General features: G+C 66.5%; 21 protein-coding genes, 2 tRNA genes and 1 pseudogene. 10 read left to right on the top strand and 14 right to left on the bottom strand.

The features are described 5' to 3' along the window. Positions 1 to 314: 314 nt before the first annotated feature. The 6 genes from OXK16_07645 to OXK16_07620 all read right to left on the bottom strand — a co-directional run bounded on the left by OXK16_07645 (position 315) and on the right by OXK16_07620 (position 7,228). Positions 315 to 1,205: a hypothetical protein gene (locus tag OXK16_07645; GenBank protein MDE0375818.1), complete on the bottom strand. Its 891-nt coding sequence runs from the start codon at positions 1,203 to 1,205 to the stop codon at positions 315 to 317. A 92-nt stretch (positions 1,206 to 1,297) separates the two neighbouring features. Then, on the bottom strand, positions 1,298 to 2,029 hold the full coding sequence (locus OXK16_07640) for a hypothetical protein (protein ID MDE0375817.1): 732 nt from the start codon (positions 2,027 to 2,029) through the stop codon (positions 1,298 to 1,300). 652 nt (positions 2,030 to 2,681) lie between these two features. Continuing rightward, a complete protein-coding gene (locus tag OXK16_07635) occupies positions 2,682 to 3,410 on the bottom strand; it encodes a site-specific integrase (protein ID MDE0375816.1) in 729 nt (242 codons plus the stop codon). 596 nt (positions 3,411 to 4,006) lie between these two features. Beyond that, positions 4,007 to 4,080: transfer RNA gene (locus tag OXK16_07630), tRNA-Val, on the bottom strand. A 52-nt stretch (positions 4,081 to 4,132) separates the two neighbouring features. Continuing rightward, positions 4,133 to 5,641 (bottom strand): glucose-6-phosphate dehydrogenase, encoded by a 1,509-nt coding sequence (gene zwf / locus OXK16_07625; protein ID MDE0375815.1) that lies wholly within the window; start codon positions 5,639 to 5,641, stop codon positions 4,133 to 4,135. A gap of 6 nt (positions 5,642 to 5,647) precedes the next feature. Beyond that, on the bottom strand, positions 5,648 to 7,228 hold the full coding sequence (locus tag OXK16_07620) for a glucose-6-phosphate isomerase (GenBank protein MDE0375814.1): 1,581 nt from the start codon (positions 7,226 to 7,228) through the stop codon (positions 5,648 to 5,650). A 294-nt stretch (positions 7,229 to 7,522) separates the two neighbouring features. On the opposite strand from OXK16_07620, the gene OXK16_07615 reads away from it, so the two are divergent. The 3 genes and pseudogenes from OXK16_07615 to OXK16_07605 all read left to right on the top strand — a co-directional run bounded on the left by OXK16_07615 (position 7,523) and on the right by OXK16_07605 (position 9,077). Then, on the top strand, positions 7,523 to 7,774 hold the full coding sequence (locus tag OXK16_07615) for a toxin HicA (protein ID MDE0375813.1): 252 nt from the start codon (positions 7,523 to 7,525) through the stop codon (positions 7,772 to 7,774). Continuing rightward, a pseudogene (locus OXK16_07610) lies at positions 7,764 to 7,940 on the top strand (toxin-antitoxin system HicB family antitoxin). The gene OXK16_07615 and the pseudogene OXK16_07610 overlap by 11 nt, the downstream one beginning before the upstream one ends. Before the next feature lie 123 nt (positions 7,941 to 8,063). Then, positions 8,064 to 9,077, top strand: coding sequence for a radical SAM protein (locus OXK16_07605; protein MDE0375812.1), 1,014 nt, complete (start codon positions 8,064 to 8,066; stop codon positions 9,075 to 9,077). 55 nt (positions 9,078 to 9,132) lie between these two features. Here OXK16_07605 and OXK16_07600 read toward each other — a convergent pair whose 3' ends face one another. Beyond that, complete coding sequence (locus tag OXK16_07600) at positions 9,133 to 10,494, bottom strand: TrpB-like pyridoxal phosphate-dependent enzyme (protein MDE0375811.1); 1,362 nt, start codon at positions 10,492 to 10,494, stop codon at positions 9,133 to 9,135. A 214-nt stretch (positions 10,495 to 10,708) separates the two neighbouring features. On the opposite strand from OXK16_07600, the gene OXK16_07595 reads away from it, so the two are divergent. From OXK16_07595 to OXK16_07575, 5 genes are all read left to right on the top strand, one after another. Beyond that, complete coding sequence (locus OXK16_07595; GenBank protein ID MDE0375810.1) at positions 10,709 to 11,893, top strand: acyl-CoA dehydrogenase family protein; 1,185 nt, start codon at positions 10,709 to 10,711, stop codon at positions 11,891 to 11,893. A gap of 21 nt (positions 11,894 to 11,914) precedes the next feature. Beyond that, positions 11,915 to 12,739 (top strand): hypothetical protein, encoded by an 825-nt coding sequence (locus OXK16_07590; protein MDE0375809.1) that lies wholly within the window; start codon positions 11,915 to 11,917, stop codon positions 12,737 to 12,739. A 208-nt stretch (positions 12,740 to 12,947) separates the two neighbouring features. Next, positions 12,948 to 13,020: transfer RNA gene (locus tag OXK16_07585), tRNA-Ala, on the top strand. A gap of 53 nt (positions 13,021 to 13,073) precedes the next feature. Then, positions 13,074 to 14,252 (top strand): thiolase family protein, encoded by a 1,179-nt coding sequence (locus OXK16_07580; GenBank protein ID MDE0375808.1) that lies wholly within the window; start codon positions 13,074 to 13,076, stop codon positions 14,250 to 14,252. Between the two features lie 72 nt (positions 14,253 to 14,324). Beyond that, a complete protein-coding gene (locus tag OXK16_07575) occupies positions 14,325 to 14,570 on the top strand; it encodes a hypothetical protein (GenBank protein MDE0375807.1) in 246 nt (81 codons plus the stop codon). 196 nt (positions 14,571 to 14,766) lie between these two features. Here OXK16_07575 and OXK16_07570 read toward each other — a convergent pair whose 3' ends face one another. Continuing rightward, positions 14,767 to 15,015: a cell division protein CrgA gene (locus OXK16_07570; protein MDE0375806.1), complete on the bottom strand. Its 249-nt coding sequence runs from the start codon at positions 15,013 to 15,015 to the stop codon at positions 14,767 to 14,769. A 92-nt stretch (positions 15,016 to 15,107) separates the two neighbouring features. On the opposite strand from OXK16_07570, the gene OXK16_07565 reads away from it, so the two are divergent. Beyond that, positions 15,108 to 15,674: an aminodeoxychorismate/anthranilate synthase component II gene (locus OXK16_07565; protein ID MDE0375805.1), complete on the top strand. Its 567-nt coding sequence runs from the start codon at positions 15,108 to 15,110 to the stop codon at positions 15,672 to 15,674. A gap of 30 nt (positions 15,675 to 15,704) precedes the next feature. On the opposite strand, the gene OXK16_07560 is transcribed toward OXK16_07565, so the two are convergent. The 6 genes from OXK16_07560 to OXK16_07535 all read right to left on the bottom strand — a co-directional run bounded on the left by OXK16_07560 (position 15,705) and on the right by OXK16_07535 (position 22,914). Beyond that, positions 15,705 to 16,529, bottom strand: coding sequence for a metal ABC transporter ATP-binding protein (locus OXK16_07560; GenBank protein ID MDE0375804.1), 825 nt, complete (start codon positions 16,527 to 16,529; stop codon positions 15,705 to 15,707). 71 nt (positions 16,530 to 16,600) lie between these two features. Then, positions 16,601 to 18,718, bottom strand: a complete 2,118-nt coding sequence (gene pknB / locus OXK16_07555; protein ID MDE0375803.1) for a Stk1 family PASTA domain-containing Ser/Thr kinase — start codon at positions 18,716 to 18,718, stop codon at positions 16,601 to 16,603. A 609-nt stretch (positions 18,719 to 19,327) separates the two neighbouring features. Next, complete coding sequence (locus tag OXK16_07550) at positions 19,328 to 20,458, bottom strand: penicillin-binding transpeptidase domain-containing protein (GenBank protein MDE0375802.1); 1,131 nt, start codon at positions 20,456 to 20,458, stop codon at positions 19,328 to 19,330. Continuing rightward, a complete protein-coding gene (locus OXK16_07545) occupies positions 20,455 to 21,711 on the bottom strand; it encodes an FtsW/RodA/SpoVE family cell cycle protein (GenBank protein ID MDE0375801.1) in 1,257 nt (418 codons plus the stop codon). The genes OXK16_07550 and OXK16_07545 overlap by 4 nt, the downstream gene beginning before the upstream one ends. A gap of 67 nt (positions 21,712 to 21,778) precedes the next feature. Beyond that, positions 21,779 to 22,504, bottom strand: a complete 726-nt coding sequence (locus OXK16_07540) for a protein phosphatase 2C domain-containing protein (protein ID MDE0375800.1) — start codon at positions 22,502 to 22,504, stop codon at positions 21,779 to 21,781. Beyond that, on the bottom strand, positions 22,501 to 22,914 hold the full coding sequence (locus OXK16_07535) for an FHA domain-containing protein (protein ID MDE0375799.1): 414 nt from the start codon (positions 22,912 to 22,914) through the stop codon (positions 22,501 to 22,503). Before OXK16_07535 ends, OXK16_07540 begins: the two co-directional genes overlap by 4 nt. 240 nt (positions 22,915 to 23,154) lie before the next feature. On the opposite strand from OXK16_07535, the gene OXK16_07530 reads away from it, so the two are divergent. Beyond that, on the top strand, positions 23,155 to 24,120 hold the full coding sequence (locus tag OXK16_07530) for a hydroxyacid dehydrogenase (GenBank protein MDE0375798.1): 966 nt from the start codon (positions 23,155 to 23,157) through the stop codon (positions 24,118 to 24,120). Positions 24,121 to 24,164 lie beyond the last annotated feature (44 nt).

Below are 24,164 nucleotides of genomic sequence, written 5' to 3'. Positions count from 1 at the left end.
TGGTAGCCACAGATCTCGGCCAGCGGCCGCCGCCGCACCATCCGGCCATACGGGGTGTTGAAACGCCCAGCGAGCAGCATCACATGCTCGGTAGCCTGGTGACCAAGCACCCAATCAGGTAGTGGCATCTGTGCCCGGTCCACCAGGCCGTGTACGACAACAGCGATCGCTGCCAACAACACCGGATCGTCACCCTCGTACTGTTGCGGCTCGATGATGAGAGAGCCAGGGTCGTCGGCGGTTTCCAGTTGGCGATGAGCTGCAGGAGGGGGACTCGGTAGGGGCCTCTCGGGTCGGCCGATGCTATTCGGCGCTTAGTCCCATCCCCAGGTCTTGGGTGGCTCGAACGGCTCGAAGCCGAGTTTCGGGTGCCATCGTCTCGGGAGGAGGTGGTCGATGATCTCGTACTTGGGTACCCACACTGGGGTTTCCCACACCGACGTCGGCCAGTGCTGTTCCCGCCAACCGAGTAGATAGGGACCGCGGGCGTTGGTCGGCGCCGCCCCGGCGAGAGCTTCGCCGAGGTCGGGACGCTCTCCCACATCAGCGAGGTAGCCGGTCTTCATCCACACCGCCCGAGGCTTTCCCTCCAGCTCGGCCAGCAGCAGATCGAGCTCGAGGTGTTCGCACACCGCCCACAGCCATTGCTTGATGTCTTCCCAACTGATCCGCGACGGTCGTGCAGCCATGTAGCAGAGCAGCGTCTCGGGCTTCCACATCGGCAGCCCCAAGAACTCGTCCAAGCCGATCTGAGGGTCCCACCGGTGAACGGCGAAGTCGGACAGACAGCGGGGGACCTTGGCGCCGGGGGGCATACCGATGTCCGACTCGACGGGCCGCCACAGCCAGTTATGGAGCATGGCCACGGTCTTGCCGGCAATGCACGCCGGCGTGTCGGGCCGCACCCGCATCCGGGCGTGGAGCTCCAAATACCCTGGCGCCCGTGGGGCGCCCAGCCGGGACCCGGAGAACCCCCACACACCGCGGGTCCGCATCGGGAACAGCCACCCCGCCTCCCGCAGCGCCCTAGCGGTACTCTGCGGAGCCCGGCCGGGCAGCAACTCGGCCAGATCACCCAGAGTGACTATCACCCGGTCCTCCTCCCGCAAGGTATTGACCACGCCAGCCAGCGGACCCCGCACCGGTCGGGTGTCCGGGAAGTCAACCAGATCAGGATGCAGCGCTACAGCCGCTGCAGTAACCATGGGCAGCATCGTAGAGACCCGCTGTCACAACCCACACCACCACCCACCCGGTCACCTACCAACCGCCGCAACACCTTGGTGGTTGTGTACGGCTAGGTGGCTGCGGGTATCAACTTGGGTACATCGACACCCACACGGCCGAGTAGGTGGGTGTCGGCGCCGAGGGTGTCTTGGCACATCACGAGGGACACGTTCACCTCGAACGAGTACCGGTGCTGGTCGACCTGGAGGATGGCACCCAGCTGGGGCCGGTCACAGCCCACCGATAGCTGCTGGTAGCTATCCCAGTATGGGGCATGTGTCGGAACCCACGGGGCGGGAAGCACTTCGTTCCACAGCTCGTGCGGTGGATATGCGGCTTCGCAGGCGTCCAGGAGCCTGGCAGGGTCGGTAGCCCATACCCGTTTCAGTTTCCATGCGATGGTTTGCTGCACCCGCCCAACGTTATGTGCCACATGCTGTTCCCAGCCGAAGATCAGCAGCTCCCACATCGCGGTCACATAGGAGGCCACGTCCCCGACGTCGCCCACAACCTCTCGGGCGGGTGAGTAGCCGAACACCGGGAGTCGAACAAGTTCACGCTCCCCGCAGAACCACGCCCGCACAACAAGGCTATCCGCCCCCTTCCGCTCGCCCTCGAAGGTCAACACCATGCTGTCCAACACTTGGGGATCAACCTCGATCCGCTCGCGCACCCGAACGATGAACGCGGCCTCCAACACCCCCACCTGACCGCTACCAGGCCGGGCCAGAAGCGGGTACGAAGTCAGATCAGGCGGATCCCCCAGCGGCGCTCGGTCTGACAGGATGCTCAGTTCATACATACGAGGCTCAGCCTCCCCTCACTCGGTCCACCCACAACTCGCGGCGACGCCCTCTCTCACGTCACCCGGACGTCGCATCCTCCTCGGACGGCGGTCCGGTTCGATCTTCACTTGAACCACAGCCTCTCACACGGCGGCATCGCACACGGCCACTCGCTGCGATGAGGACAAGCTGGTTCTGTTTCAACCAGCGGCCAAGGGTGCAGCAGCCGGTACCGCTCCCCTCCAACCAACAACTCGTCGGCACGGTTCCGCATATCGGCCAGGTCACGCTCGTAATAGATGCTCCTGGTCCTCGCCTGCCAATACCGCTCAGCCGAACAGAAATCGAGGAGCCGGTCGTAACGGTTAGAGAACCTGAGAACCACACGGGTCCTCACATGGCCGCGTATGGTGGCGGTTCGTACCGCGTCGGCGGTTATGCCGAACAGCGTCGCCGCGCCCATCTTGGTGATCAGATCGACCGGTTCATCCGATGTGATTAGCCGGCCCCCAGGGAGTTCGATCATTGCGTGCCCCGTTCTGACTGCCCACGTTTAGCGAAAGTATATATGGCTGGAAAGGCTATGCCAACACCCGCAGGCCGCCCCTAGAGGAACTGGTCTCCTTCATCGACGGCTACGGTGGAGGATTCCGGGTGTCACCGACTGAGTTAGGCATCGATGTACTCGCCCCATGCCTCCATTACCGGCTTGCGTAGATCGAGGAGGTCGGACCGGGCGTAGGCACCCTCGACGCCGCCAACTGAATGGGCCAATGCCTGTTCTGCCACCTCGCGGGGGACGCCGGTCTCAGAGCACCAGTCCCGAAAGCTCGACCGCAGTCCGTGGACGGTTCCGATATCGAGCCGGCGAAACGTCGCGGCGAGCACCCCGTGGCCGGCCGGTTTGCCACTTCTCCCAGGGAACAGCAACTCGCCACCAGCATGCCGGTACGCCTCGTCTAGCACACGGAGCGCGGCACTGCTGAGCGGTATCCGATGTTCTCGACCTGCTTTCATCCGCTCGGCCGGGACCGTCCATACTCCGGCCTGGTGGTCGATCTCCGACCTGGTAGCGAGCCTGACCTCGGTGGTTCGGGCTGCCGTCAGTGCGAGGAACTCGATGGCCAACCGTGTCGATGTGGCTACAGCTGACTCGCGGACCTTCCGCAGCGCGCCTGCTACTTCGGAGTGGTGGAGAGCCCGGTGGTGAGTCGTCACGTTGGGGCGTTTCGGTAGAACCGCGGTGAGAGCCGGCCCTGCGGCGTCGTCCGGCCGGTAGCCCTGCGCGACCGCCCAGCGCATGACCTGGCTAATCCGTCGTCGTAGAGCCTCGGCTTGCCGGGGTGCCGCATGCCATATGGGAGAGAGCACGGCTAACACGTCCGCGGTCGTGATCACGTCTACTCGTCTGTGGCCGAGCTTCGGATATACGTGGCGACTGAAACCATTACGCCATGCCGATTCTGTGCGGCTACCCGGCTTCCAGCCGTCGCGGTGCAGTGCGATGACCTTGTCGGTGGCCCTCGCGAAGGTCGGGATCCCTCCGCCTCGCGGGTCCCTGCCCGCTTCGATCTCGCGGCGGTTCTTGAGCGCTTTTCGTCGGGCCTCGGCCAGTGTGACGGTTGGATAGGTGCCCAGGCCAAGATACGTTGGTTTACCATTGATTACAACCCGTTGAGCCCATACTCTTGACAACCGGCCGTTGCGGGTTTGCTTAACGCGGAAGGTCAAACCGAAGCCACCGCGCCCGTCGCCGTAGGTTCCCGGCGTGGAAATGGTCTTGCAGAAGGCTGCTGTGAGCGTCTTGGGCCGCCGCATTCTTACCTCGCACGTAGAGCTGGTCGAAATAGGATGTTACTTATGATGTTACATTTTCGGCAGGATTATGTGAAACGAGACGGGTGCCTCTGTAACCGTAGGTTCTGGGTTCAGGGACCAAATACCCTGGCAGATGGCGGTTTTAGGGTACCTTGTGAATCCCTATGAAACCACTGTGGGCGTTGACGGGCTCGAACCGCCGACCTCTTCCTTGTAAGGGAAGCGCTCTCCCAAGCTGAGCTAAACGCCCTGGGAACGCTGCATTGTAGAAGAACCCCAGATGGAGCGACCAGCCCCCGGCCCTACTCCGGATCGCCGCCGTTGGGGAGGCGCACCCGCCAGCCGTCGCCCCGGCTGGACAGCAGGGCATCGGCTTCTTGGGGACCCCATGAGCCGGCCCGGTAGAACGAGGGCCGGAGATCCGCCTCGAGCAACGGCGTGTAGAGCCTCCACGCCTGCTCCACCTCGTCAGACCGGACGAACAGGGTGCGGTCGCCACACATGACGTCGTACAGCAAGGTCTCGTAGGCGTCGGGAAGGTCGCCGAAGGCCTCCTCGTAGGCGAACGACAGCGGCTTGGTGGCCAGCTCGGGATGGTCGCCCGGTACCTGGACATCGAACAGCAGTTCGAAGCCCTCGTGAGGTTGGAGGCGGACGAAGAGGACGTTTCCCTGGTGGCGGCTCCGGTCGAAGGACTTGAAGAGCGGCACCGGCGGCTCGCGGAATGTGACCGCCACCTGGGTCAGGCGGGTCGCCAGTCGCTTCCCGGTCCGCAGGTAGAAGGGCACCCCGTGCCAGCGCCAGCTGTCGACGAAAACCCGCAGCGCCGCATAGCTGGCGGTACCCGACTCCTCGCCCACCCCCGGCTCGTCCCGGTAGCCGCGAACCCTGCGTCCGCTGATCCTGCCGGCCGCGTACTGGCCCAGCACCACGTCGTCGTGTGTGAGGGTCCGGATCGACTGCAGCACCTTCACCTTCTCGTCGCGGATCGCCTCGGCGTCGAACGACACCGGCGGCTCCATCGCCACGAGGCTCAGGACCTGGGTGAGGTGGTTCTGGACCATGTCGCGGAGAGCCCCGGACCGGTCGTAGTAGCCCGCCCTCGATCCGATGCCGAGATCCTCGGCGACGGTGATCTGTACATTGGAGATCCGATCACGATTCCAGACCGACTCGAACAGAGGGTTGGCGAACCGGAACACCAGAAGGTTCTGGACCGTGGCCTTGCCGAGGTAGTGGTCGATCCGGTAGATCCGGCTCTCGTCGAAGGTCTCGTGGAGGACGGAGTTCAGCGCCACTGCGGAATCCAGGTCGACACCGAAAGGCTTCTCCACGACAAGACGGGTCCAGCCCTCACCGCCGGCCAGGCCCGATGCGCCCAGGCCCCTCACGGTGGGGCCGAAAGCCGCCGGGGGTAGGGCCAGGTAGAAGATGCGGTTGCCCGGCAGACCGTGGTCTCGCTCGAGGGCTTCGATGCGGCGCCTCAACCCGTCATATCCGTCCGCTCCGAGCTGGTGGTAGTGCATCACCGCTTCACACCAGTCGGCCGGACCCGCGCCGGGGGTGTCCAGCGGCATCTGGCCGGGTGAGGCCTTCTCGATGGCGTCGCGGGAGTGGGCCCGGAACTCCTGGTCGCCGAGCGCCGCACGGGCGACGCCGAGGATGAGGCACCGATCGACCAACCCGTACTGGCGGACCAGGTGATAGAGGGCCGGCGCCAGCTTCTGGTGATACAGGTCTCCGGTGGCGCCGAACACCACCAGCAAGTGCCGGTCGACCGCTCCGGACCCGATCGTCGGCAGTGATTCCACGGCTACCTACCCTCCAAGCAAGCCCGCGACCGTCTCGACCGCGGAGCGGGGATCACCGGCGAGCCGGACCCGCAGCACCCGGCGGTCCCGGCCGGTCAAGGCCTGGTAGTCGCCGGCCGCCTGACCTTCGAGCAACTCCCCGAAGCTGAAGTCCGCCTCCGGAACATCGATGTCGGGACCCGGGGAATCCACCAGCTGGAGGAACACCCCGTTGTTGGCGCCGCCCTTGTGGAGCTGGCCGGTGGAGTGGAGGAACCGGGGTCCGTAGCCGAGCGTGACCGGCACCCGAAGCCGATCCCGTAGAAGCGGCACGAGCGAGTCCAGAACGGGCGCGGCCGGACCGCCCATGGGAAGGTACGCGTGTATTCCGACGTAGTCACCCGGCTCGATCGTCGCCGCCCAGGCCCGCAGCGCACCCGCTAGCCGGGGGGAGTCGCTGGATGTCTCCTCGACGCTGCCCTCCAAGCCTTCCGGCGACATGGCCTGGCGAGCCAGGTCCTTGGCCACCTGGACATCGGGCTGGTCGAAGGGGTTGATGCCGAGGATGGATCCGGCGGACGCCACCGCCATCTCGCTACGGAACATCTCCGCCCCCAGCTCGTCTATGTGACGAAGGGTTATACCGACCATCGGATGGCCGCGCCGCAGCAGCCCGTCCCGGATCTCCTCCCACCCCGGAGGCTCGTCTCCCTGGAGGGCCATGAAGACGAACAGGCGATCCTGCCCGTAGCTCTCAGGATCGCCCAGAGGCTCACCGGCCACCGGCACGATGCCGGTGCCGTTCTTACCCGTGCTCTCCGCCACCAACTGCTCGACCCAGGAGCCGAAAGCCGTAACCGCCGGTGAGCAGACGTAGGTGAGCTTGTCCCGGCCGGCCAGCGCCGACTCGCCCATGACCGCTCCCAGCCGGAGACCCGGGTTGGCGACAACCGGGCGGTCCGGCCCGCACCCGTCGGCCATGGCGGCCGCACTCGCCTGGAGGCTCTCGATGTCCATGCCGATCAGGGCCGCAGGAACCAGGCCGAACGGCGTGAGCGCCGAATAGCGCCCTCCGACTTCGGGCGGCGTGGCGAAGATCCGGCGGAATCCCCGCTCGCGCGCCAGGGCCTCCAGGCCCGAACCCGGATCGGTCAGGGCCACGAACCGGTCGCCCGGGCGATCATGAACGCTCGACACCTCCCCCCAGAAATAGCGAAACAGTGACAGCGTCTCGATGGTGCCGCCCGACTTGGAGGCCACCAGGACCAGGGTCCGGGCCGGATCGAGGCTGCCGGATACCGCTCTTACGGCCTCGGGGTGGGTGCTGTCGAGAACGGTCAGCGAGGGATGGCCGAGGGCGCTCCCGAACGTCTTGGCGAACACCTCCGGCGCCATGCTCGACCCGCCCATCCCGAGCAACACCACCCGGTCGGTTCCGGGACATGCTTCCTCGGCGAAGGCCCTGATAGCGGGCAGCTGCTCAGTCTCGTAGGGCAGCCGGAGCCACCCCAGCCGGTTGGCGAGGTCAGGTATGTCCTCCGCGGACCACAGGCTGTGATCCCGGTCCCACATCCGCATGGCGTAGTTCTGTTCGTCCCATGCGGCCAACCGGTCGTGAACCCGGTCGGTCAGGCTTCCAAGGGCAAATGAGTGCGTTGGGAGATCAGGCATCATCCGTCCGGTCTGTGTGCTCGATGGTCCGACGTTAACCGGATGCGCTGGGGCTCAAGGTCCATCCTCCAGGCGCTCCGATCCGATTCGGAGACCCGGCATCGATGTAACCCGCAGCCCCTACCGCCTGCATCGCACAACCCATCGAGGCAACCGAAGACAGGTGCTTAGCTGGAGCCTCTCGAAACAAGCCTCTTGACTTTAAACATCGTTGAATGTAGTCACTAGGGTATGGGTACCACAGCGGCGATCCTCAAGGCCATGCGCAAGAACCCGACGGGTGTCCGGTTCGCCGACCTTGCCAAGGTGTGTGACGATCATTTCGGACCACCACGGCGGACCGGCGGCAGCCATCAGGTATACCGCACACCGTGGCCGGGAGATCCGCGGGTGAACATACAAGACAGCCGAGGTATGGCGAAGGCGTACCAGGTGCGACAGGTTCTGAAGGCGATCAGAAAGTTGCAGGAGCATGGCTACTGACCACTACACATACCGGGTAATCTGGTCTCCAGAAGACGGGGAGCACGTCGGTCTTTGCAGTGAGTTCCCGTCGCTGTCCTGGTTGGCGCCAACAGTCGACGAGGCAATGGCCGGAATCCGTCGGCTTGTCAACGAGGTCGCCGGTGATATGCAAGCCGCCGGCGAGCAGCCTCCCACCCCCACCGAGTTGGTTCGGCCAGCCGTGTAGCGGAAGCCGGCCTCCGTGCCAACTGAACATCTTTCAGAACCCCTCCTAGCGAACATGTGTTCGTCTATACTGCCTTGGTCCATGGCAGAACTTCGCTGGACCACGACCGACGCGCCCGGCAACAAGAGTGCGCTGTTCGACGCGGTGGTCGAGCGGCGGATCGGTCGGGGTGCCTACACGGGACTCGAGTTCCTCCACGTGGAGTCGCGCACCATCATCAACCGGATACCTCAATCGTCCGCGTTGCCCTTCGAATACACCATCAACGCCTACCGCGGTTGCAGCCACGCATGCACCTACTGCTTCGCCCGACCCACCCACGATTATCTAGGCCTCGGCATCGGGCGCGACTTCGACACCAAGATCGTGGTCAAGATCAACGCACCCGAGGTCCTGCGCCACGAGACCGCCCCGCAGCGCTGGGCGGGCCACCCGATCGCGATGGGGACCAACACCGACCCCTACCAGGCAGCCGAGGGCAAGTACAAGCTGACCCGCCAGATCGTCGAGATACTCGCCGAACGGGGTAACCCGTTCTCGATCCTCACCAAATCGCCCCTAGCGCTCCGGGACCTGGACGTCCTGACCCGGGCTGCCAGGACCGCCGAAATCAGCGTCAACTTCTCGATCGGAACCCTCGACACCGACGCCTGGTCGCGCTCGGAGCCCGGAACGGCCCACCCCCGCAAGCGCCTCGACGCGGTCCGGCGGCTCAACGAGGCGGGAATCTCCTCCGGCGTGCTGATGATGCCCATCCTTCCCGGCATAACCGATCATCCGAAGCAGGTGGAGGAGTTGGTCAAGGGCGCTGTCGAGGCCGGGGCCCGGTTCATCACGGGTGGTTACTTGCACGTGCGAGGACCGCTCAAGGACCACGTGCTGGGGTGGATAGAGCGGGACTACCCCCACCTGTCACGGTTCTACCGGCACACCTACGGAACCAGGTCCTACGCTCCGCCGGCCATGCGCCGGCGTCTCGGGGGCACGATCGGGCGCGCGAAGAGTGCCCACGGCGCTCCGGGCGGGGAACGCCGGCCGCCCCGCGATGCGACACCCCGGAAACAACCCGACCCCCAACTCGCCCTGTTCGCCTGATCGAGCACCGCGGTCCGGCCGCGGGAGAAAGCCCGGACGGCCGGACCGGACAGCATCAGGCGACCACCGGCACCTCCGCCAGCGCCGCCGCGATGGCCTCGGACGGGTACTCGTAGTCGTGCAGCTCGCCCGACAGGAACGTGTCGTAGGCGGCCATGTCGAAGTGGCCGTGGCCGCACAGTGCGATGAGGATCACCTTCTCCTCACCGGACTCCCGGCACTCATTGGCCTCCCGGAGCGCCCCCGCGATGGCGTGGGTCGGTTCGGGGGCAGGGATGATCCCCTCCGTCCGAGCGAACTGCAGGGCGGCCTCGAAGCATTCCACCTGGCCGATCGCTTCCGCCTCCATCAGCCCGAGTTCGACGATGTGGGAGACCAGCGGTGACATCCCGTGATACCGCAGCCCTCCCGCATGGATCGGATCCGGTACGAACCCGTGCCCCAGGGTGTGCATCTTGATGAGCGGCGTCATGCCGATGGCGTCCCCGAAGTCGTAGCGGTACTCACCCTTGGTTATCGAGGGGCATGCCGCCGGTTCCACCGCCCGGATGGTGGGGTTGATGTTCCCGGCCAGCTTCTCCCGCATGAACGGGTACGACAGGCCCGAGAAGTTGGAACCGCCCCCGGTGCAGCCGATGATCACGTCCGGTGTCTCGTCCACCTTGGCAAGCTGGGCTGCGGCCTCCTGGCCGATCACCGTCTGGTGCAGGAGCACATGGTTCAGCACCGAGCCGAGCGAGTAGTTCACGTCCGCGTTGGTGGCCGCCACCTCGACAGCCTCGGAGATGGCGATGCCCAGACTGCCGGTGCTGTGGGGATCCTTGGCGAGAATGGCCTGGCCGGCGTTGGTCACCTCCGAGGGACTGGAGTGGATCGTGGCTCCCCACGTGCGCATCATGGAGCCCCGGTAGGGCTTCTGGTCGAACGAGGCCGCCACCTGCCAGACCTCGCACTCGAGGCCGAACATCCGGCAGGCCAGGGCGAGCGCGCTCCCCCACTGGCCGGCGCCAGTCTCCGTGGTCAGCTTCCTGACACCTGCTTGAGCGTTGTAGTAGGCCTGGGCGACCGCCGTGTTCGGCTTGTGGGATCCGGCCGGGCTGGCACCCTCGTACTTGTAGTAGATGCGGGCCGGCGTGTCGATCTCCCTCTCCAGCCGGTGCGCCCGGTACAGCGGGGTGGGCCTCCACAGGCGGTAGATGTCCCGGACCGGTTCCGGGATCTCGATGTAGCTGTCCTGCGAGACCTCCTGCAGGATGAGGTCCATCGGGAACAGCGGCGCCAGGTCACCCGGGCCCACCGGCTCGAGGGTTCCGGGGTGGAGCACCGGAGGGGGCGGCGCCGGCAGATCGGGGATGATGTTGTACCAATGGGTCGGGATGTCCGACTCGTCGAGCAGGATCTTGGTCGGTACGGTCATCGACTACTCCTCCGCCTAGCCAACCTAGGCTCGATCGCGGGTACTGCCGGAACGCAGAACGGTACACGCTCGCGGCGCCCGATGCCCACAGCCGGCCTGCGAGTTCCGGCCCCGATCCGAGAACCGTGTCACATGGGAGGCACCCTGCTTTCGCCCGAGTCTCCGCCTGCCACAATGAGACTTGTAGCCGCCTCAGGAAACCGTGAGCACCACCATGTCAACCGCCAACCGGCCGGCCCCGCCCGACCCGAAAGACTTCCTCGGCTTGGACCGTCTCCTCGGTCCTGAGGAACGCCTGCTCAGGGACACGGTTCGCCGGTGGGTGGGCGACCGGGTACTCCCGTCGATCGGCGACTGGTTCGTCGAGGGAATCCTGCCCAGGGAGCTGGCCACCGAACTGGGCGGGCTGGGCCTGCTGGGGATGCACCTGGACGGCTACGGGTGCCCGGGCGCGTCCGCGGTCGAGTACGGATTGACCTGCCTCGAACTCGAGGCGGGCGACTCGGGACTCCGCAGCATGGTGTCGGTCCAGGGTTCGCTGGCCATGTTCCCCATCCGGGAGTACGGGTCGGAGGATCAACGCCGGGAGTGGTTGCCACGGATGGCTTCGGGCGAGGTTCTGGGGTGTTTCGGCCTCACGGAGCCCGATTCCGGCTCCGATGCCGCCTCGATGCGCACGACCGCACGCCGAGACGGTCCGGATTGGATCCTCAACGGCACCAAGACCTGGATCTCCAACGGGTCGGTGGCGGACGTGGCCATCATCTGGGCCCGAGCCGAGGATGGAGTGCGAGGGTTCATCATCCCCACCGATACTCCAGGATTCGCAGCCCGCGACATCCCGCGCAAGCTCTCACTCAGGGCCTCCCATACCTCCGAGCTGACCCTCGACGACGTACGGCTTCCGAGAGAAGCGGCGCTGCCCGGCGTGTCCTCGATGCGTGGCCCGCTGTCCTGCCTGACCGAAGCCCGGTACGGCATCGTCTGGGGAGTGATGGGCGCCGCCCGCTCCTGCTACGAGGCGGCTCTCGACTACGCCACCACCAGGCAGCAGTTCGGCCGGCCGATCGGCGCGTTCCAACTCACCCAGCGCAAGCTGGTGGAGATGATGGTCTCTGTGAACCGGGGACTGCTGCTCGCCCTCCATATCGGCCGTATGAAGGATCGGGGTCATGCCGGCTCCGAGCACGTGTCTCTTGGCAAGTTCGACAACGTCCGGATGGCGCTGGATGTCGCCCGGACCGCCCGCTCCGTGCTGGGAGCGAACGGCATCACCCTCGACTACCCGGTAATGCGCCACATGAACAATCTGGAATCGGTGATCACCTACGAGGGCACCAACGAGATCCATACCCTGATCCTCGGCCAATCCCTCACCGGATTCCAGGCCTTCACGTAGGAGGGCCGCGGCCACCCCCCAATGACCATCTTCATCGGCCTCCTCGCCCCACTGTCCATCGGGCTGGCCGATCACATCGGAACCAACGTGGGCCGGCGCGGGCGCCTTCTGGCCACCGTGCTCGCGATCTACGTTTTCACCTTGCTGTCGACGCTGATCCTGGCGGTCTGGTGGGGCGGAAGCCCCACCGTTCCCGACCTGGTGCTCGGCGGCTGCTCCGGCGTGTCCTCCGGAATGGGTCTAATCCAGCTCTACCGGGGCTACACCACCAGGGGCACGGGAATAGTGGGGCCGGTGGCCGCGGTAACGGGAGCGGTGGTCCCGATCGGGGTGGACACCGTCGTGTCGGGCCTCCCCTCGATGGTGGTCGGCTCGGGACTGGTGGTGGGCCTTATCGGTGTCTGGCTGATCGGCATGAAGGACCCTGGAGCGGAATGGGATCTCATCGCCATGAAACACGGCCTGGCCTCAGGTGTCCTGTTCGGCATCACCGCCACATTGCTGGGCTTGACAAGTGATGACGCGGGGACCTGGCCGGTGGTGCCGGGGAGGGTGGTCGCTGTGGCATTCGTCCTGCTGCTGATCCTCATCCGCAGGGAAGCGACTTGGCCCCACCGGGGCACCACTCCTCAAGCCGTCATGGTGGGCATACTGGGCGGGATCGGGCTCGCGACCTTCACGCTGGCCGCCCAGGTCAACCTGGCCGTGGCCGGCCTGTTCTTCCAGATGGCCTACGGCGTCACGGTCATCTTCCAGGTCCTCTTCTCCGGAGAGCGCACCACCCGTATCCAACAGGCCGGATTCGGGGTAGCGGTGGTTGCCCTGGTGCTGATCATCCTGGGTTAGTGGTCCGCCTGCGAAACAACCAGGCGTGCTCTGGCGGCCACCGGCGCCCCTCGCTGCGTTCCGCCTCCTCAACGTGCCGCTGCGGGCACGCCTTCGTCAGCGGGCCTTGCGAGAAACACCGCTGCCGACGCCATACCACACCGCCATTCCACAGACAGACCACAGTGGTCTGGCGGCCACCGGCGTCCAAGTAGACTTCAGGAGGCCCGGGGGTGTAGCTCAGTCGGCAGAGCACCTGGTTTGCAACCAGGAGGTCGTCGGTTCGAATCCGATCACCTCCACCGGTCGCCGGGTTGGGGACTCTGAGGTCATCCGCACACGAGGGGAGACAGGCATGCACCGGGCAGTCGTCGTCGACGCAGTGAGAACACCCACCGGCAAGCGGAACGGCCGCCTGCAGGGTTACCACCCGGTCGACCTGGCCGCCATCCCGTTGCGAGCCCTGGTGGAGCGCAACCAACTCGACCCGGCCCTGGTGGATGACGTGATCATGGGCTGCGTGACGCAGACCGGGGAGCAGAGTTTCAACGTGGGCCGGAATGCGGCGCTGGCGGCCGGCTTCCCCGAGGACGTGGTGGGCACGACCGTGGATCGCCAGTGCGGCTCGGCGCAGCAGGCCTCCCACTTCGCCGCTCAAGGAGTGATGGCAGGCGCCTACGACGTGGCCATCGCGGCCGGCGTGGAGTCGATGAGCCGGGTGCCGATGGGGATCACGGCCCACCAAGGACCCGGGCGGCCGTTCGGGCCCCGCATGGAAGAACGTTACGCCAACAGCCTGGTGCCCCAGGGGATCTCGGCCGAACTCATCGCCGAGAAGTGGGGCCTGTCGCGGGAGCACCTCGACCGGATCGCCTACCGCTCCCACATGAGAGCCGCCAGGGCCACGGACGAAGGCCGGTTCGCCCGCGAGATCGTCCCGGTCGAGACCCGGGCGAACGGCGCCACAGAGACGGTGACCACCGACGAGGGCATCCGTCCGGACACGTCCCCGGAGATCCTGGCCGGGCTTCCACCGGTTTTCAAAGCGGACGGCGTGGTCACCGCCGGCAACTCATCCCAGATCTCGGACGGCGCGGCGGCCGTGCTGATCATGTCGGAGGACAAGGCCGTTGCACTCGGGCTGGAACCCAAGGTCTACTTCCGGCAATTCGCAATGGCGGGCGTGGACCCGGTCAGCATGCTCACCGGACCGATCCCGGCCACCGCCCGCGCCCTGGAGCGGGCCGGATTGAGCATCGACGACATCGACCTGTTCGAGGTGAACGAAGCCTTCGCCTCCGTGGTCGGGATCTGGCTGGCCGAGAACGGCGGGTCCGACCCGGACGCCCTATGGGAGCGGACCAACGTGAACGGCGGGGCGATCTCCACGGGCCACCCGCTGGGTGGAACGGGCGCCAAGCTGACCGCGACGCTGGTCCACGAGATGGAGCGCCGGCAGGCTCGCTACGGACTCCAGACGATGTGCGAGGGTGGGGGCATGGCCAACGCCATGATTCTCGAGCGGGCCGCGTAGAACGCTGCCGAAGAATCCCGGGATGGCACCGCAAGCCCCGGCAAGACCTCCACCGCCACCGGCCACTGACGGATGACGCTTCTCAACATCATCATCGCTGTGGCGATCGGGGCCGCCATCTGGACCGCCTCGATGGCGGTGATCCGGGCGGTGGCCAATCCCCCACCGGATGTCGATCCAGACGACGTGGTGGAAACCCGCCGGCGTTTCCGGTGCAGCCTCTGCGGCACCGAGGTGACGATGACGGTCACCAACACCACCGCCTCGAACCCGCCGCGTCATTGCCGCGAGGAGATGGACGAGGTCCCGGTCACCTGAGCCCGCCTGGACGGGCAGCTCACCCAGTCACCCCGGTTATCCCCAGCTGTGGATAACTCCGGGGAGAACTACAGGGCTGTAACTAGTGGTCTGGCAGGCCAGGAGCGCATTCCACGTATCGCGGGCGCTCGTCTCTCGGTGGCGGGATGGCGGGCGCGGCACAGGGGAGCCCGGGAAGATCGGAGCAGCCCGGGCTTCAGTGATAGTTGGTGGTCATCAGGAAGCCGCCGCCCATGGCAGCGAGCCCGACCAGCAACAACCACGAAGGCGTGTCGAGCACGTACCGGGTCACAACCAGCAGGACCCCGAGACCCATGAGACCGAACATCACGGCCACGTAGAGCTTCGATGATTCCTTGGCCTTCTTCCCGCGGCTCGCCGCGCTCTTGGGCGGTGTCGGACGACCCGCCGTCTTGGACTTACGACGTCCCTTGGATTGCGGCATGCAGACCAGGCTACCACCGCCCGTTACGAGCAGGCCCGGCCGGGTCGCGGTGGCGGCAGTTCCATGCGGCGGTTCGGTAGGCTTGGCGGGCGATGCGAGTGCTGGTTCTGGACAATTACGACAGCTTCACCTTCAACCTGGTCCAGTACCTGGGCGAACTCGGCGCCGAGCCGACCGTGATCCGCAATGACGAGATGGACGCGCCCGCCGCCGCCCGGTTCGATCCGGAACGGCTGGTCATCTCACCGGGACCCGGACGCCCCGAGAACGCCGGCTATACGGAGTCGTACATCGGGCACTTCGCCGGCCTGGTGCCCATCCTCGGCGTCTGCCTCGGCCATGAGGCCATCGTCACCAAATTCGGCGGCACCATCGACCTCGCCCCCCGGATCATGCACGGCAAGACCTCTTCGATCCGCCATGACGGCAAGGACGTCTTCTCCGGTCTGAGGAATCCCTTCGTCGCCACGAGATACCACTCGCTGGCGGCCAGCGCATTGCCCGACGTGCTCGAGCCGTGCGCCTGGAGCGAGGACGACGTCATCCAGGGAGTCAGGCACCGGGAGCTTCCCATCCACGGTGTGCAGTTCCATCCCGAGAGCGTGCTCACCGACGAGGGAATGGCCCTCCTCGACAACTTCCTGACCGGCCCGTCCTGAAGACGGCCTGGATGTTAGGCCGGGGCATGCTCAGTGATTGTGCTCGTCGTGGTGAAGGTCGATCGGATCGGACTCCAGATGGATGGAGCGTTCGTGGGAGTGGTGCCGATCCGTCTCGTCGTGATGAGGGTCATCGAGGAACAGGTGGGTGCCCTCCACGTTCATCAACCCCAAGCCGTAGGCGGCCGTCAACTGCGATGCCGTGAGAACCTCGCCGGGCGGACCGGCGGTGACGACGCGGCCTGCTAAGAGAACCACGTAGTGCGCATCCCAAGCCTCGGCCAGGTCATGAGTGGTGACGATGACCGTGCAGCCGTGAGCGTTCTCCGAGCGGATGGTGTCCCGAACCGCCTGGATGGACACCACGTCGAGGCCGGTCGCCGGCTCGTCCAGCAGCAGGATGTCATGGTCTTGCGCCAACCCCTGGGCCAGCAGTACCCGGTGGCGTTCCCCGCCCGAGAGCCGGGAGAGATGCCGCCTGGCGAGGTGGGTGATGTTGGTCCGCTCCATCGCCTCGTCAACCATCCTGCGATCCTCCTTGGTGAGAAGGCGCAGGGGCCGGCGGCCGGCGTAGCGACCCATGCTCACCACCTCCCGAACGGTGACCGGCAGCGACGGATTGACCTTGGTCTCCTGGAGCACGTAGGAAGTGCGGTAGGTCCGTCCGTTACTGGACCCCACGGTGACGCTGCCTGATGCCGGTTGGACCAGTCCGGCAATCGCGTTGAGCAGCGTCGACTTGCCTGCGCCGTTGGGGCCGATCAGCGCCGTGATAGATCCGGCCGGGATGTCAACGCTGGACTCCTCTACGACCGTCTTGGAGCCGTAGCGGAACACCGCGTCCCGTACTGTCACGGCCGGTCCGCTAGCCCCCATCGCGCCCCGGCTCGGAGCCTCGGCTGATGCCACGGCCGCCCCCTACTCGCCTACGATCCCGAACTGTCGTCCTCGGAGTCCACCGCAGGGGCAGTGTAGTCGCCGAGTACCACCAGCACGGTCTCGCCTCGCAGGAACACCTCGCCCGGGGCGGGTGCCTGGCGGGCGATCCTCCCTTCCAGTTCGGGCGTGTCGACCGCGGCCCTGGAGGCGGCAACCTCCAGTATGAGACCCAACCCGGCCAGGGTCGCTTCCGCCTCCTCAGGCGTGGCGCCGGTGAGGTCGGGAACCTCGACCAGGTCCGGTCCCGTGGATTCGTAGACGGTGACCATCTCGCCCACCCGCAGTTCCGTACCTCCCGGCGGATCGGTTCGGATCACCACACCCACCTCATGGCTCGGGCTTGGCTCCTGGATGACCTGCACCTGCATGCCGGCCTCCCCGAGCAGGACGATCACATCGGCAACCGATTGGCCGGCCAGCTCCTCGAGTGTGAAGAGATCGGGACCCTCGGAGATCACCAGCTGAACACTCCATCCGGGGTTCACGTCCGCTCCGGGAGCAGGTTCCTGGCGGGCCACCATTCCCCGCGGCACCTCGTTGTTGCGGGCCAGACTGGTCGAGACCTCCAGGCCCAGCCCCTCTAGCATCCCCTCCGCTCGATCGCGGCTCAGTCCGATCACCCGGGGCATCTCGATTGGCTCCGGACCCGCCGAGATCACCAACTCCACAGCCGATCCGACCTGGGCTCTGGCCTCGCCCTCCGGATCCTGGCTGATCACCAGACCCACCCCTATCGTGTCGTGGCGGGCGGTACGGACCGTATAGGCAAACCCCTGTCCCTCGAGTTGCCCGATGGCGCGCTCCCTGGTCGATCCGACCACGGTGGGAACATGCAGTAGGGCGGGCCCGTCGGAGACGACCATGTTGACGGGTGACTCCTCCTCGGCCACCGTCCCCTCCGCCGGCTCGGTCCGTATCACCGAGTCCAACGGAGCCTCGCTCGGCTCCCTGCTCGTCGTGACCAGGAACCCCGCCTCCTGGAGCACGATGCGCGCCTCCTCCTCGGAGAGGCCTGTCACGTCGGGTATTGCAATGGTCACAACCGGCACGGTGGTGGACGGCGCCGAATCACTCGAAAGGCTGTTGAGCAGGAGGTATGCACCGAGCACCACTCCCGCGGCCAGGAGAACAGCAGTCAGGATGAAGGGAAGCTGCGAGGGCTGGCGGGGCTGGCCTCGCAGACGACGGTAGGGATCGTCGTCTCGCGGCGGGGGAGGCGGGAGGTCCTGAGCCGGATGGGCGCGGACGGGAGGAGCCGCCGGGGCCTGACCGACCGGCGAAGGTCGGACCGCCAGCAAGACCAGCAGGTCATGGTGGATGTCGGCGGCCGTCTCGTAGCGCCGATCGGGGTCCTTGTCGAGAGCGCGCATCACCACGTTCTCGAGCTCCAGTGATACATCGGTATTGAGCCTGCTCGGCGGAACGACCTCGGCCGTGACGTGCTGGTACGCCACCGATACCGCGCTCTCCCCCCTGAAGGGGGGACGCCCCACCAGCATCTCGTACAGCACCACTCCGAGGCTGTAGATGTCCGACCGCTCGTCGGCCGGGTCGCCACTGGCCTGTTCGGGACTGAAGTAGGTGGCGGTACCGATGACCGATCCCACCTTGGTGAGGCCTTCGGAGGCGTTGCGGGCCCGGGCCACGCCGAAATCGGTCACCTTGACGCTGCCGTCCGTCGTCAGGAGGACGTTTCCGGGCTTGATGTCGCGGTGGATGACACCGCTGCGGTGGGCGGCGTCGAGCGCCTTGGCGATCTCAGCCGCTATCTCGGTTGCTCGACGCGGTAGAAGCTTGCCCTCGGCCTGGATGATGTCGCGCAGGGACCTCCCCCTGACCAGCTCCATCACCATGAAGTAGGTGCCGTCCTCCTCGCCCCAGTCGTAGACCGACACTATGTTGGGATGGCTCAGGTTGGCGACCGCCCGGGCCTCCTTGCGGAAGCGAGCCACGAAGGTGTCCGTCTCGGCATACCGGTCGTGCAGGATCTTGACGGCCACCTTGCGGTCGAGGAGACGATCCCGAGCCTCGAACACATCCGACATGCCGCCCCGCGCAATCTGCGCGGTCAACTCGTAACGACCCAGCGAGTTCGGAGCAACCATTCAGGAAGGTACCGCTAGACCGCGCACAAGAGGCTCGGATGGTGGCCGTCCACTTTCATACCAGGTAGTTTGCCACGGGCGAGTCCCTTACCGTTTGTTTGTCACGTGGTCTGTCTGTGGAACGGCGGCGTGGTATGGCGTCGGCAGCGGTGTTCCTCGCAAGGCCCGCTGACGAAGGCGTACCCGCAGCGGTACGTCAAGGAAGCGGAACGCAGCGACGGGACACCGATGACCGCCAGAACACGCCAAGCTGTTTCGCAGACAGACCACTATCGCGTCTGTCTGTGGAACGGCGGCGTGGTAAGGCGTCGGCAGCGGTGTTCCTCGCAAGGCCCGCTGACGAAGGTATACCCGCAGCGGTACGTCAAGGAAGCAGAACGCAGCGACGGGACACCGATGACCGCCAGAACACGCCAGGTTGTTTCGCAGACAGACCACTATCGCGTCTGTCTGTGGAACGGCGGTGTGGTAAGGCGTCGGCAGCGGTGTTCCTCGCAAGGCCCGCTGACGAAGGCGCACCCGCAGCGGTACGTCAAGGAAGCGGAACGCAGCGACGGGACACCGATGACCGCCAGACCACCCGGTCGTTCGCAGACAGACCACTTGGAGCTACTCGTCTGAGGCGCCGGTGGGGATCATGCCGATCCAGGTGGCCAGCACCGCTCGACCGACGGAAGCCGCCGCCGCCCTGCCCGGCCCGCCCCCACCGGGCCCGTCGGGATAGACGACCACCGCCACCACGATGGTGGGGCGGGTCGCGGGCCAGACCCCGAAGAACCACCCGGCCGGCTCGCCCGTGCCGGCCTCCGCAACTCCCGAGCTGCCGACAGCCCGCACCGGGCGGCCCTGTGAAGCGCCGCCGACCACCAGCGGCCGGCTCTCTCCATAGAGTGACAGGGCGGCTTCGTATCCGAAGGTGTCGGCCATGGGTTCCGGATCCGTCTGCGAGACCCGGTTGGAGTCGGCGTCGAACACCCGGGCGGTTATGTACGGGCGCATCATCAACCCGTCCTGACCCGCGCCGGCCACCCGCGTGGCAATGCCCAGCGCCGAAAGCGGGTCCATCTCGTCCAGGGTGATCGTTCCCTCGGAGGTCAGCAGTTTCGACAATGACCCGGCGATGGCGCGATTGTCGAGGGGACCGCCCGTGCTCTCCGTCAGGGCGTCCCACACCACCGCGGCGTTCGTCCCGACCAGGGAATTGGGATTGAAGGAAGGCGCACTCGCCATGGCCAGCACGCGACCGGTGGCAGGATCGAGGGCCACCACCGCGCCCCGCCGATCGCCCAGGGCTCGGGCGGCGGTTGCCTGGAGCTCGTGGTAAAGCGTCAGCTGGATCGAACGGGGTCGCAGGTCGTCACCGAGCAGCGCGTTGAGGATCCCCGAGGTTGTCAGGTCACGGCGCGACCGGAGAAGCGAGGCGTGAGCGGCTTCCACACCTCTATCACCGAACAGCGCCGACGAGAAGCCGACTACATGGGCATATACCGACCCGTACAGGTACTCGCGCCGGTATGCGCCCGGATCGAGAGGGTCGGGCACCGATCTGGCCAGCACCACCGCGTCCGCGGAGAGGATCTCGCCGCGCTCCTGGCCCGACCGGGTCAGCTCCACCCGCGGGTTCCGTGGGTTCTGGCGAAGCCGGTCGGCCGCTATCGCCTGCCAGTAGGTGAGGTCCACCACGAGAATCAGGAAGACGACACCGAGAACCAAGACCACCCGGCGGATCGGCCCGTTCACACCCGCTCCTCGTGACTTACGCGGGCCAGAACAGCGAGAATGAGGAAGCCGGCCATCGTCAACGACAACCCGTACGACAGAAAGGGGATCGGCGCGGCGGTGCCGGGCAGGAGCCCCACCGCGCCCGCCACGGAGAGCGCGGTCTGTCCACCAAGGAGCAGCGACAGGCCACCCGCGAGGAGTTTGTGGAAGACCTCGCCGGCCCGCAACGCGATGCCGAACCCGGTGACCACCATCAGGGCGTACGCGGCCAGCACCACGACGGTCCCGGCCAGGCCCAACTCCTCGCCGACGGCCGCGAACGCCAGGCTGGTGGTCGCCTCCGGTATCAGGTCGGGTTCGCCAAGACCGAAGCCGGTACCCGAAAGGCTCCCCGCCGCCAACCCGAACAGGCCCTCGGCGAGCCGGTTCCCCGGACCCTCCGGTTGGGTCCATGGATCAGTCCAGACTGCTATCCGGGTCTCGAGGCCCTCCGACAGCCAGGGACCGGCCACCAGCCAGATGATTCCGGCGCCGAGCCCGCCAACCAAGTAGGCGGACCGGTTGGTGGCCATGTAGGCCATCACGCAGAACATCCCCACCACGATCATGGCCGTTCCGGAGTCCCGGATGGCGACGATGATCACGACTAGCCCCAACAGGAGGACCGACTGCCAGGAGGTCGTGACCCGGGCCGGGTGAAGCGGGGCTGTATACCGACCGCCGGCGGAGAAGAAGGCCTGCCTCTCGGACAGGAGGACGGCGAAGAGGACCACCATCACCAACTTGACGATCTCGCCGGGGTTGAGAACGACCGCCGGACCCGAACTCCACGCCAACCAGATCGTGCCACCGTCCGCGCCCAGAGACGGGACCACGACCAGCCCGGCTGCGAGCGCCAGGAGAGGCCACCAACCGCCGCCCCGATGACCCAGGCCCTTCTCCGAGACGGCGTAGAGCCAGAGGACGGACATGGTGGCGCTGAGCAACAGCCACCAGCCATGAAGGCTGGCCAGGTTCTCGTCCAGCCGATAGACAGTGATGAACCCCACCGCCGCCAGGACGGATGCGGTGGGAATCAGGAGGGGGGTGGCGTCCGGCGCCCACGCTCGCATCGCCACGAGTAGCAGCCCGAACGCCACGGACAGCACCAGAAACGCCGCCAGCGCCGGTGTGGCCCGGACCTCCTCTCGGGCGAGGTTGACGAGCAGGACTCCGAAGGCGGCCAGGCCGCCTGACCCGCAGACGAATACGAGCTCCGCCGACCGGCTCATCGAGTCGGTCCGCCCGGACGTCCGCACCATTCACCAAGAGCCATCGGAAGCGGACAGGGTGTTACGTTCAATCCCCGCTCGCTTCGTCCTCTGCGATCGCCACCACTATTACAGACACGTTGTCCAACCCTCCTGACCGGTTGGCGGCTTCGATCAGCGCCCATACCATCTCGGATGGCGCCCCGCTCTCCAGGATGCGGGCAATTCGATCATCTCTGACCATCGACGTAAGACCGTCGGAGCACAACAGCAGACGATCCCCCACCGAGACCTTCAGTCGAGCTCCGTCAACCTCCAGACCGCGGCCGAATCCCAGCGCCCTCGTGAGGACAGACCGTTCGGGATGGCTACGGGCCTGTGCCGGTTCCAGCCGTCCGGCGTCGACCTCCTCCTGAACGAAGGTGTGGTCGACCGTGAGCTGCTTGAAGCGTCCGGCATGCCACCAGTAGGCCCGGCTGTCCCCGACGTGCGCCAGGGTGACCACGCCGTCGGGACGTAGTTCGGCGACCGTGAGCGTGGTCCCCATTCCGGCTAGTTGGGGTTGCTCGAGAACTTCGTCCAGGATGGCATCGTTGGCCACCCGCACCCGCTCTTCGGGAGTCCCGGGGGCCCCGACCGCCGCCTTGATGGCCACGCTGCTGGCCACTTCCCCACCGCGATGACCCCCCAGCCCATCCGCGACCGCCACCAACAACTCACCGGACGTCCTGCCGTCATGCTCGGGGTGGATCGAGTCCTCGTTCTTGGGACGCCTGTGGCCGGTGTCGCTTCCGGAAGCCCAGACGAACCTCACCTCACCTCCAGGACGGTCTTGCCGATCTGGATGGAGTCACCCCGGCTCAGCGCCACGACCGCGGTCACCCGCTTTCCGTTCACGTACGTACCGCTGGTGCTACCCAGGTCCGCCAGGGTGAGCGACTCCTCCTCGGGATCCAACCGGGCATGGAGATCCGAGGCGTAGGCGTCGTCGATTCGTACATCCGCCTCGCTGCCGCTGCCGAGCACGATCGGGCGCCGGACATCGAATTCCAATCCGGTCTGGGTATCGCTCCTGACCACGGTCAAGCCGGTGCCGGGGCCGCCCAGGACCCTCCAGGGCTTGGCGCCGACATGCTCGGCCACCGCGGTGGCCACCCTCCAGACCAGCAGGTAGACGAGGCCCACGAAGATGAACTTGAGAGCAACCAGGATCGCCGCGGGCATCTAAGAGACCATCCTCAGACGGCGCCCTACCGGGCCGACGTGTGCCCGCGCCATCCGTGCCTCAGCATCCTCAGGGTCGCGCGCCGGTGCCACGCCGGTCAGTCTACGGCACCGGACACCAGCGCCACCAGCGGGTGGTGCCCGACCTCCGGGAAGGTGAACACGGCGCCTTACCTCTGGCATGGAGCCGGGTTGTGGATCGTAGGCTGGTTGGGCACAATCGCGACCAGCGAGCAGGGAGTGGAGAGAGTGCCCGCAGGAAGCCGACCCGTAGTGGTGATCGCCGAGGTGCTGGCGGTAAGTTGCGCGGAGTACCTGCGGGACACCTGCGAAGTGGTGGAGGCGTCCGGGGAGTCCAGGTCCCGCCTCATGGACCTGCTCGCGGATGCGGAGGGGCTGGTGGTCCGCAGCGGCACCAGGGTGGACCGGGAGCTAATGGACGCCGCCCCGCGACTGCGCGTGATCGGCCGGGCCGGCGTGGGCGTGGACAACATCGATCTCGACGAGGCCACCCGCCGCGGCATCCTCGTGGCCAACGCTCCACTGGCCAACAGCGTGTCGGCTGCTGAGCACACCTTCGGGCTGATGCTATCCCAGGCCCGCAACATCGCCCGGGCCGATGCCACCATCCGGGCAGGCAGGTGGGACCGGGCGGCCTTCCGGGGGGTGGAGCTCCACGGCAAGGTCCTCGGCCTGGTGGGTCTGGGCAGGATCGGCACGCTGGTTGCTCAGCGGGCTCTGGCGTTCGGAATGAGCGTGCTGGCCTACGATCCCTACATCACCGCCGACCAGGCTCGGCAGGCGGGAGGGGAACTCAGGGACCTGGACTCGCTGCTGGCGGACTCGGACTTCATCTCCCTCCACCTCCCGAGGACCCCGGAGACCGAGAACCTGCTCGACGCGGTCGCCTTCTCCAAGGTCAAGCCGGGGGTGCGGATCGTCAACGCCTCCCGGGGCGGGATCATCGATGAGGATGCCCTGGCGGCGGCTATCCGCTCGGGACGGGTCGCCGGCGCCGCGCTGGACGTCTTCGCAACCGAACCCCTGGTCGGCGGGCCACTGGTCGACCTACCCCAAGTGGTGCTCACCCCCCACCTGGGGGCATCCACGGCCGAGGCCCAGGACAAGGCCGGTCTGCACGTCGCCGAGGCGGTGGTGGCGGGGCTGATGGGCGAGCCGGTTCCAGCCGCCGTCAACCGGGTTTGACCGCCTCCGCCCTTCTGGCTGTATTCTTATGCATCAAACGTGTA

The organism is bacterium, assembly GCA_028821235.1.
Taxonomy (GTDB): Bacteria; Actinomycetota; Acidimicrobiia; order Spongiisociales; family Spongiisociaceae; genus Spongiisocius.
Note: the sequence above shows the minus strand (reverse complement) of the source record. Positions and strands in the feature narration are given on the sequence as shown.

Bases quoted from the DNA above. Each gene is read 5' to 3' on its own strand.
- OXK16_07645 (MDE0375818.1), bottom strand. From the start codon at position 1,205: ATGGTTACTGCAGCGGCTGTAGCGCTGCATCCTGATCTGGTTGACTTC.
- OXK16_07640 (MDE0375817.1), bottom strand. From the start codon at position 2,029: ATGTATGAACTGAGCATCCTGTCAGACCGAGCGCCGCTGGGGGATCCG.
- OXK16_07615 (MDE0375813.1), top strand. From the start codon at position 7,523: ATGGGTACCACAGCGGCGATCCTCAAGGCCATGCGCAAGAACCCGACG.
- OXK16_07605 (MDE0375812.1), top strand. From the start codon at position 8,064: ATGGCAGAACTTCGCTGGACCACGACCGACGCGCCCGGCAACAAGAGT.
- OXK16_07600 (MDE0375811.1), bottom strand. From the start codon at position 10,494: ATGACCGTACCGACCAAGATCCTGCTCGACGAGTCGGACATCCCGACC.
- OXK16_07595 (MDE0375810.1), top strand. From the start codon at position 10,709: ATGTCAACCGCCAACCGGCCGGCCCCGCCCGACCCGAAAGACTTCCTC.
- OXK16_07590 (MDE0375809.1), top strand. From the start codon at position 11,915: ATGACCATCTTCATCGGCCTCCTCGCCCCACTGTCCATCGGGCTGGCC.
- OXK16_07580 (MDE0375808.1), top strand. From the start codon at position 13,074: ATGCACCGGGCAGTCGTCGTCGACGCAGTGAGAACACCCACCGGCAAG.
- OXK16_07575 (MDE0375807.1), top strand. From the start codon at position 14,325: ATGACGCTTCTCAACATCATCATCGCTGTGGCGATCGGGGCCGCCATC.
- OXK16_07570 (MDE0375806.1), bottom strand. From the start codon at position 15,015: ATGCCGCAATCCAAGGGACGTCGTAAGTCCAAGACGGCGGGTCGTCCG.
- OXK16_07565 (MDE0375805.1), top strand. From the start codon at position 15,108: ATGCGAGTGCTGGTTCTGGACAATTACGACAGCTTCACCTTCAACCTG.
- pknB (MDE0375803.1), bottom strand. From the start codon at position 18,718: ATGGTTGCTCCGAACTCGCTGGGTCGTTACGAGTTGACCGCGCAGATT.
- OXK16_07545 (MDE0375801.1), bottom strand. From the start codon at position 21,711: ATGAGCCGGTCGGCGGAGCTCGTATTCGTCTGCGGGTCAGGCGGCCTG.
- OXK16_07535 (MDE0375799.1), bottom strand. From the start codon at position 22,914: ATGCCCGCGGCGATCCTGGTTGCTCTCAAGTTCATCTTCGTGGGCCTC.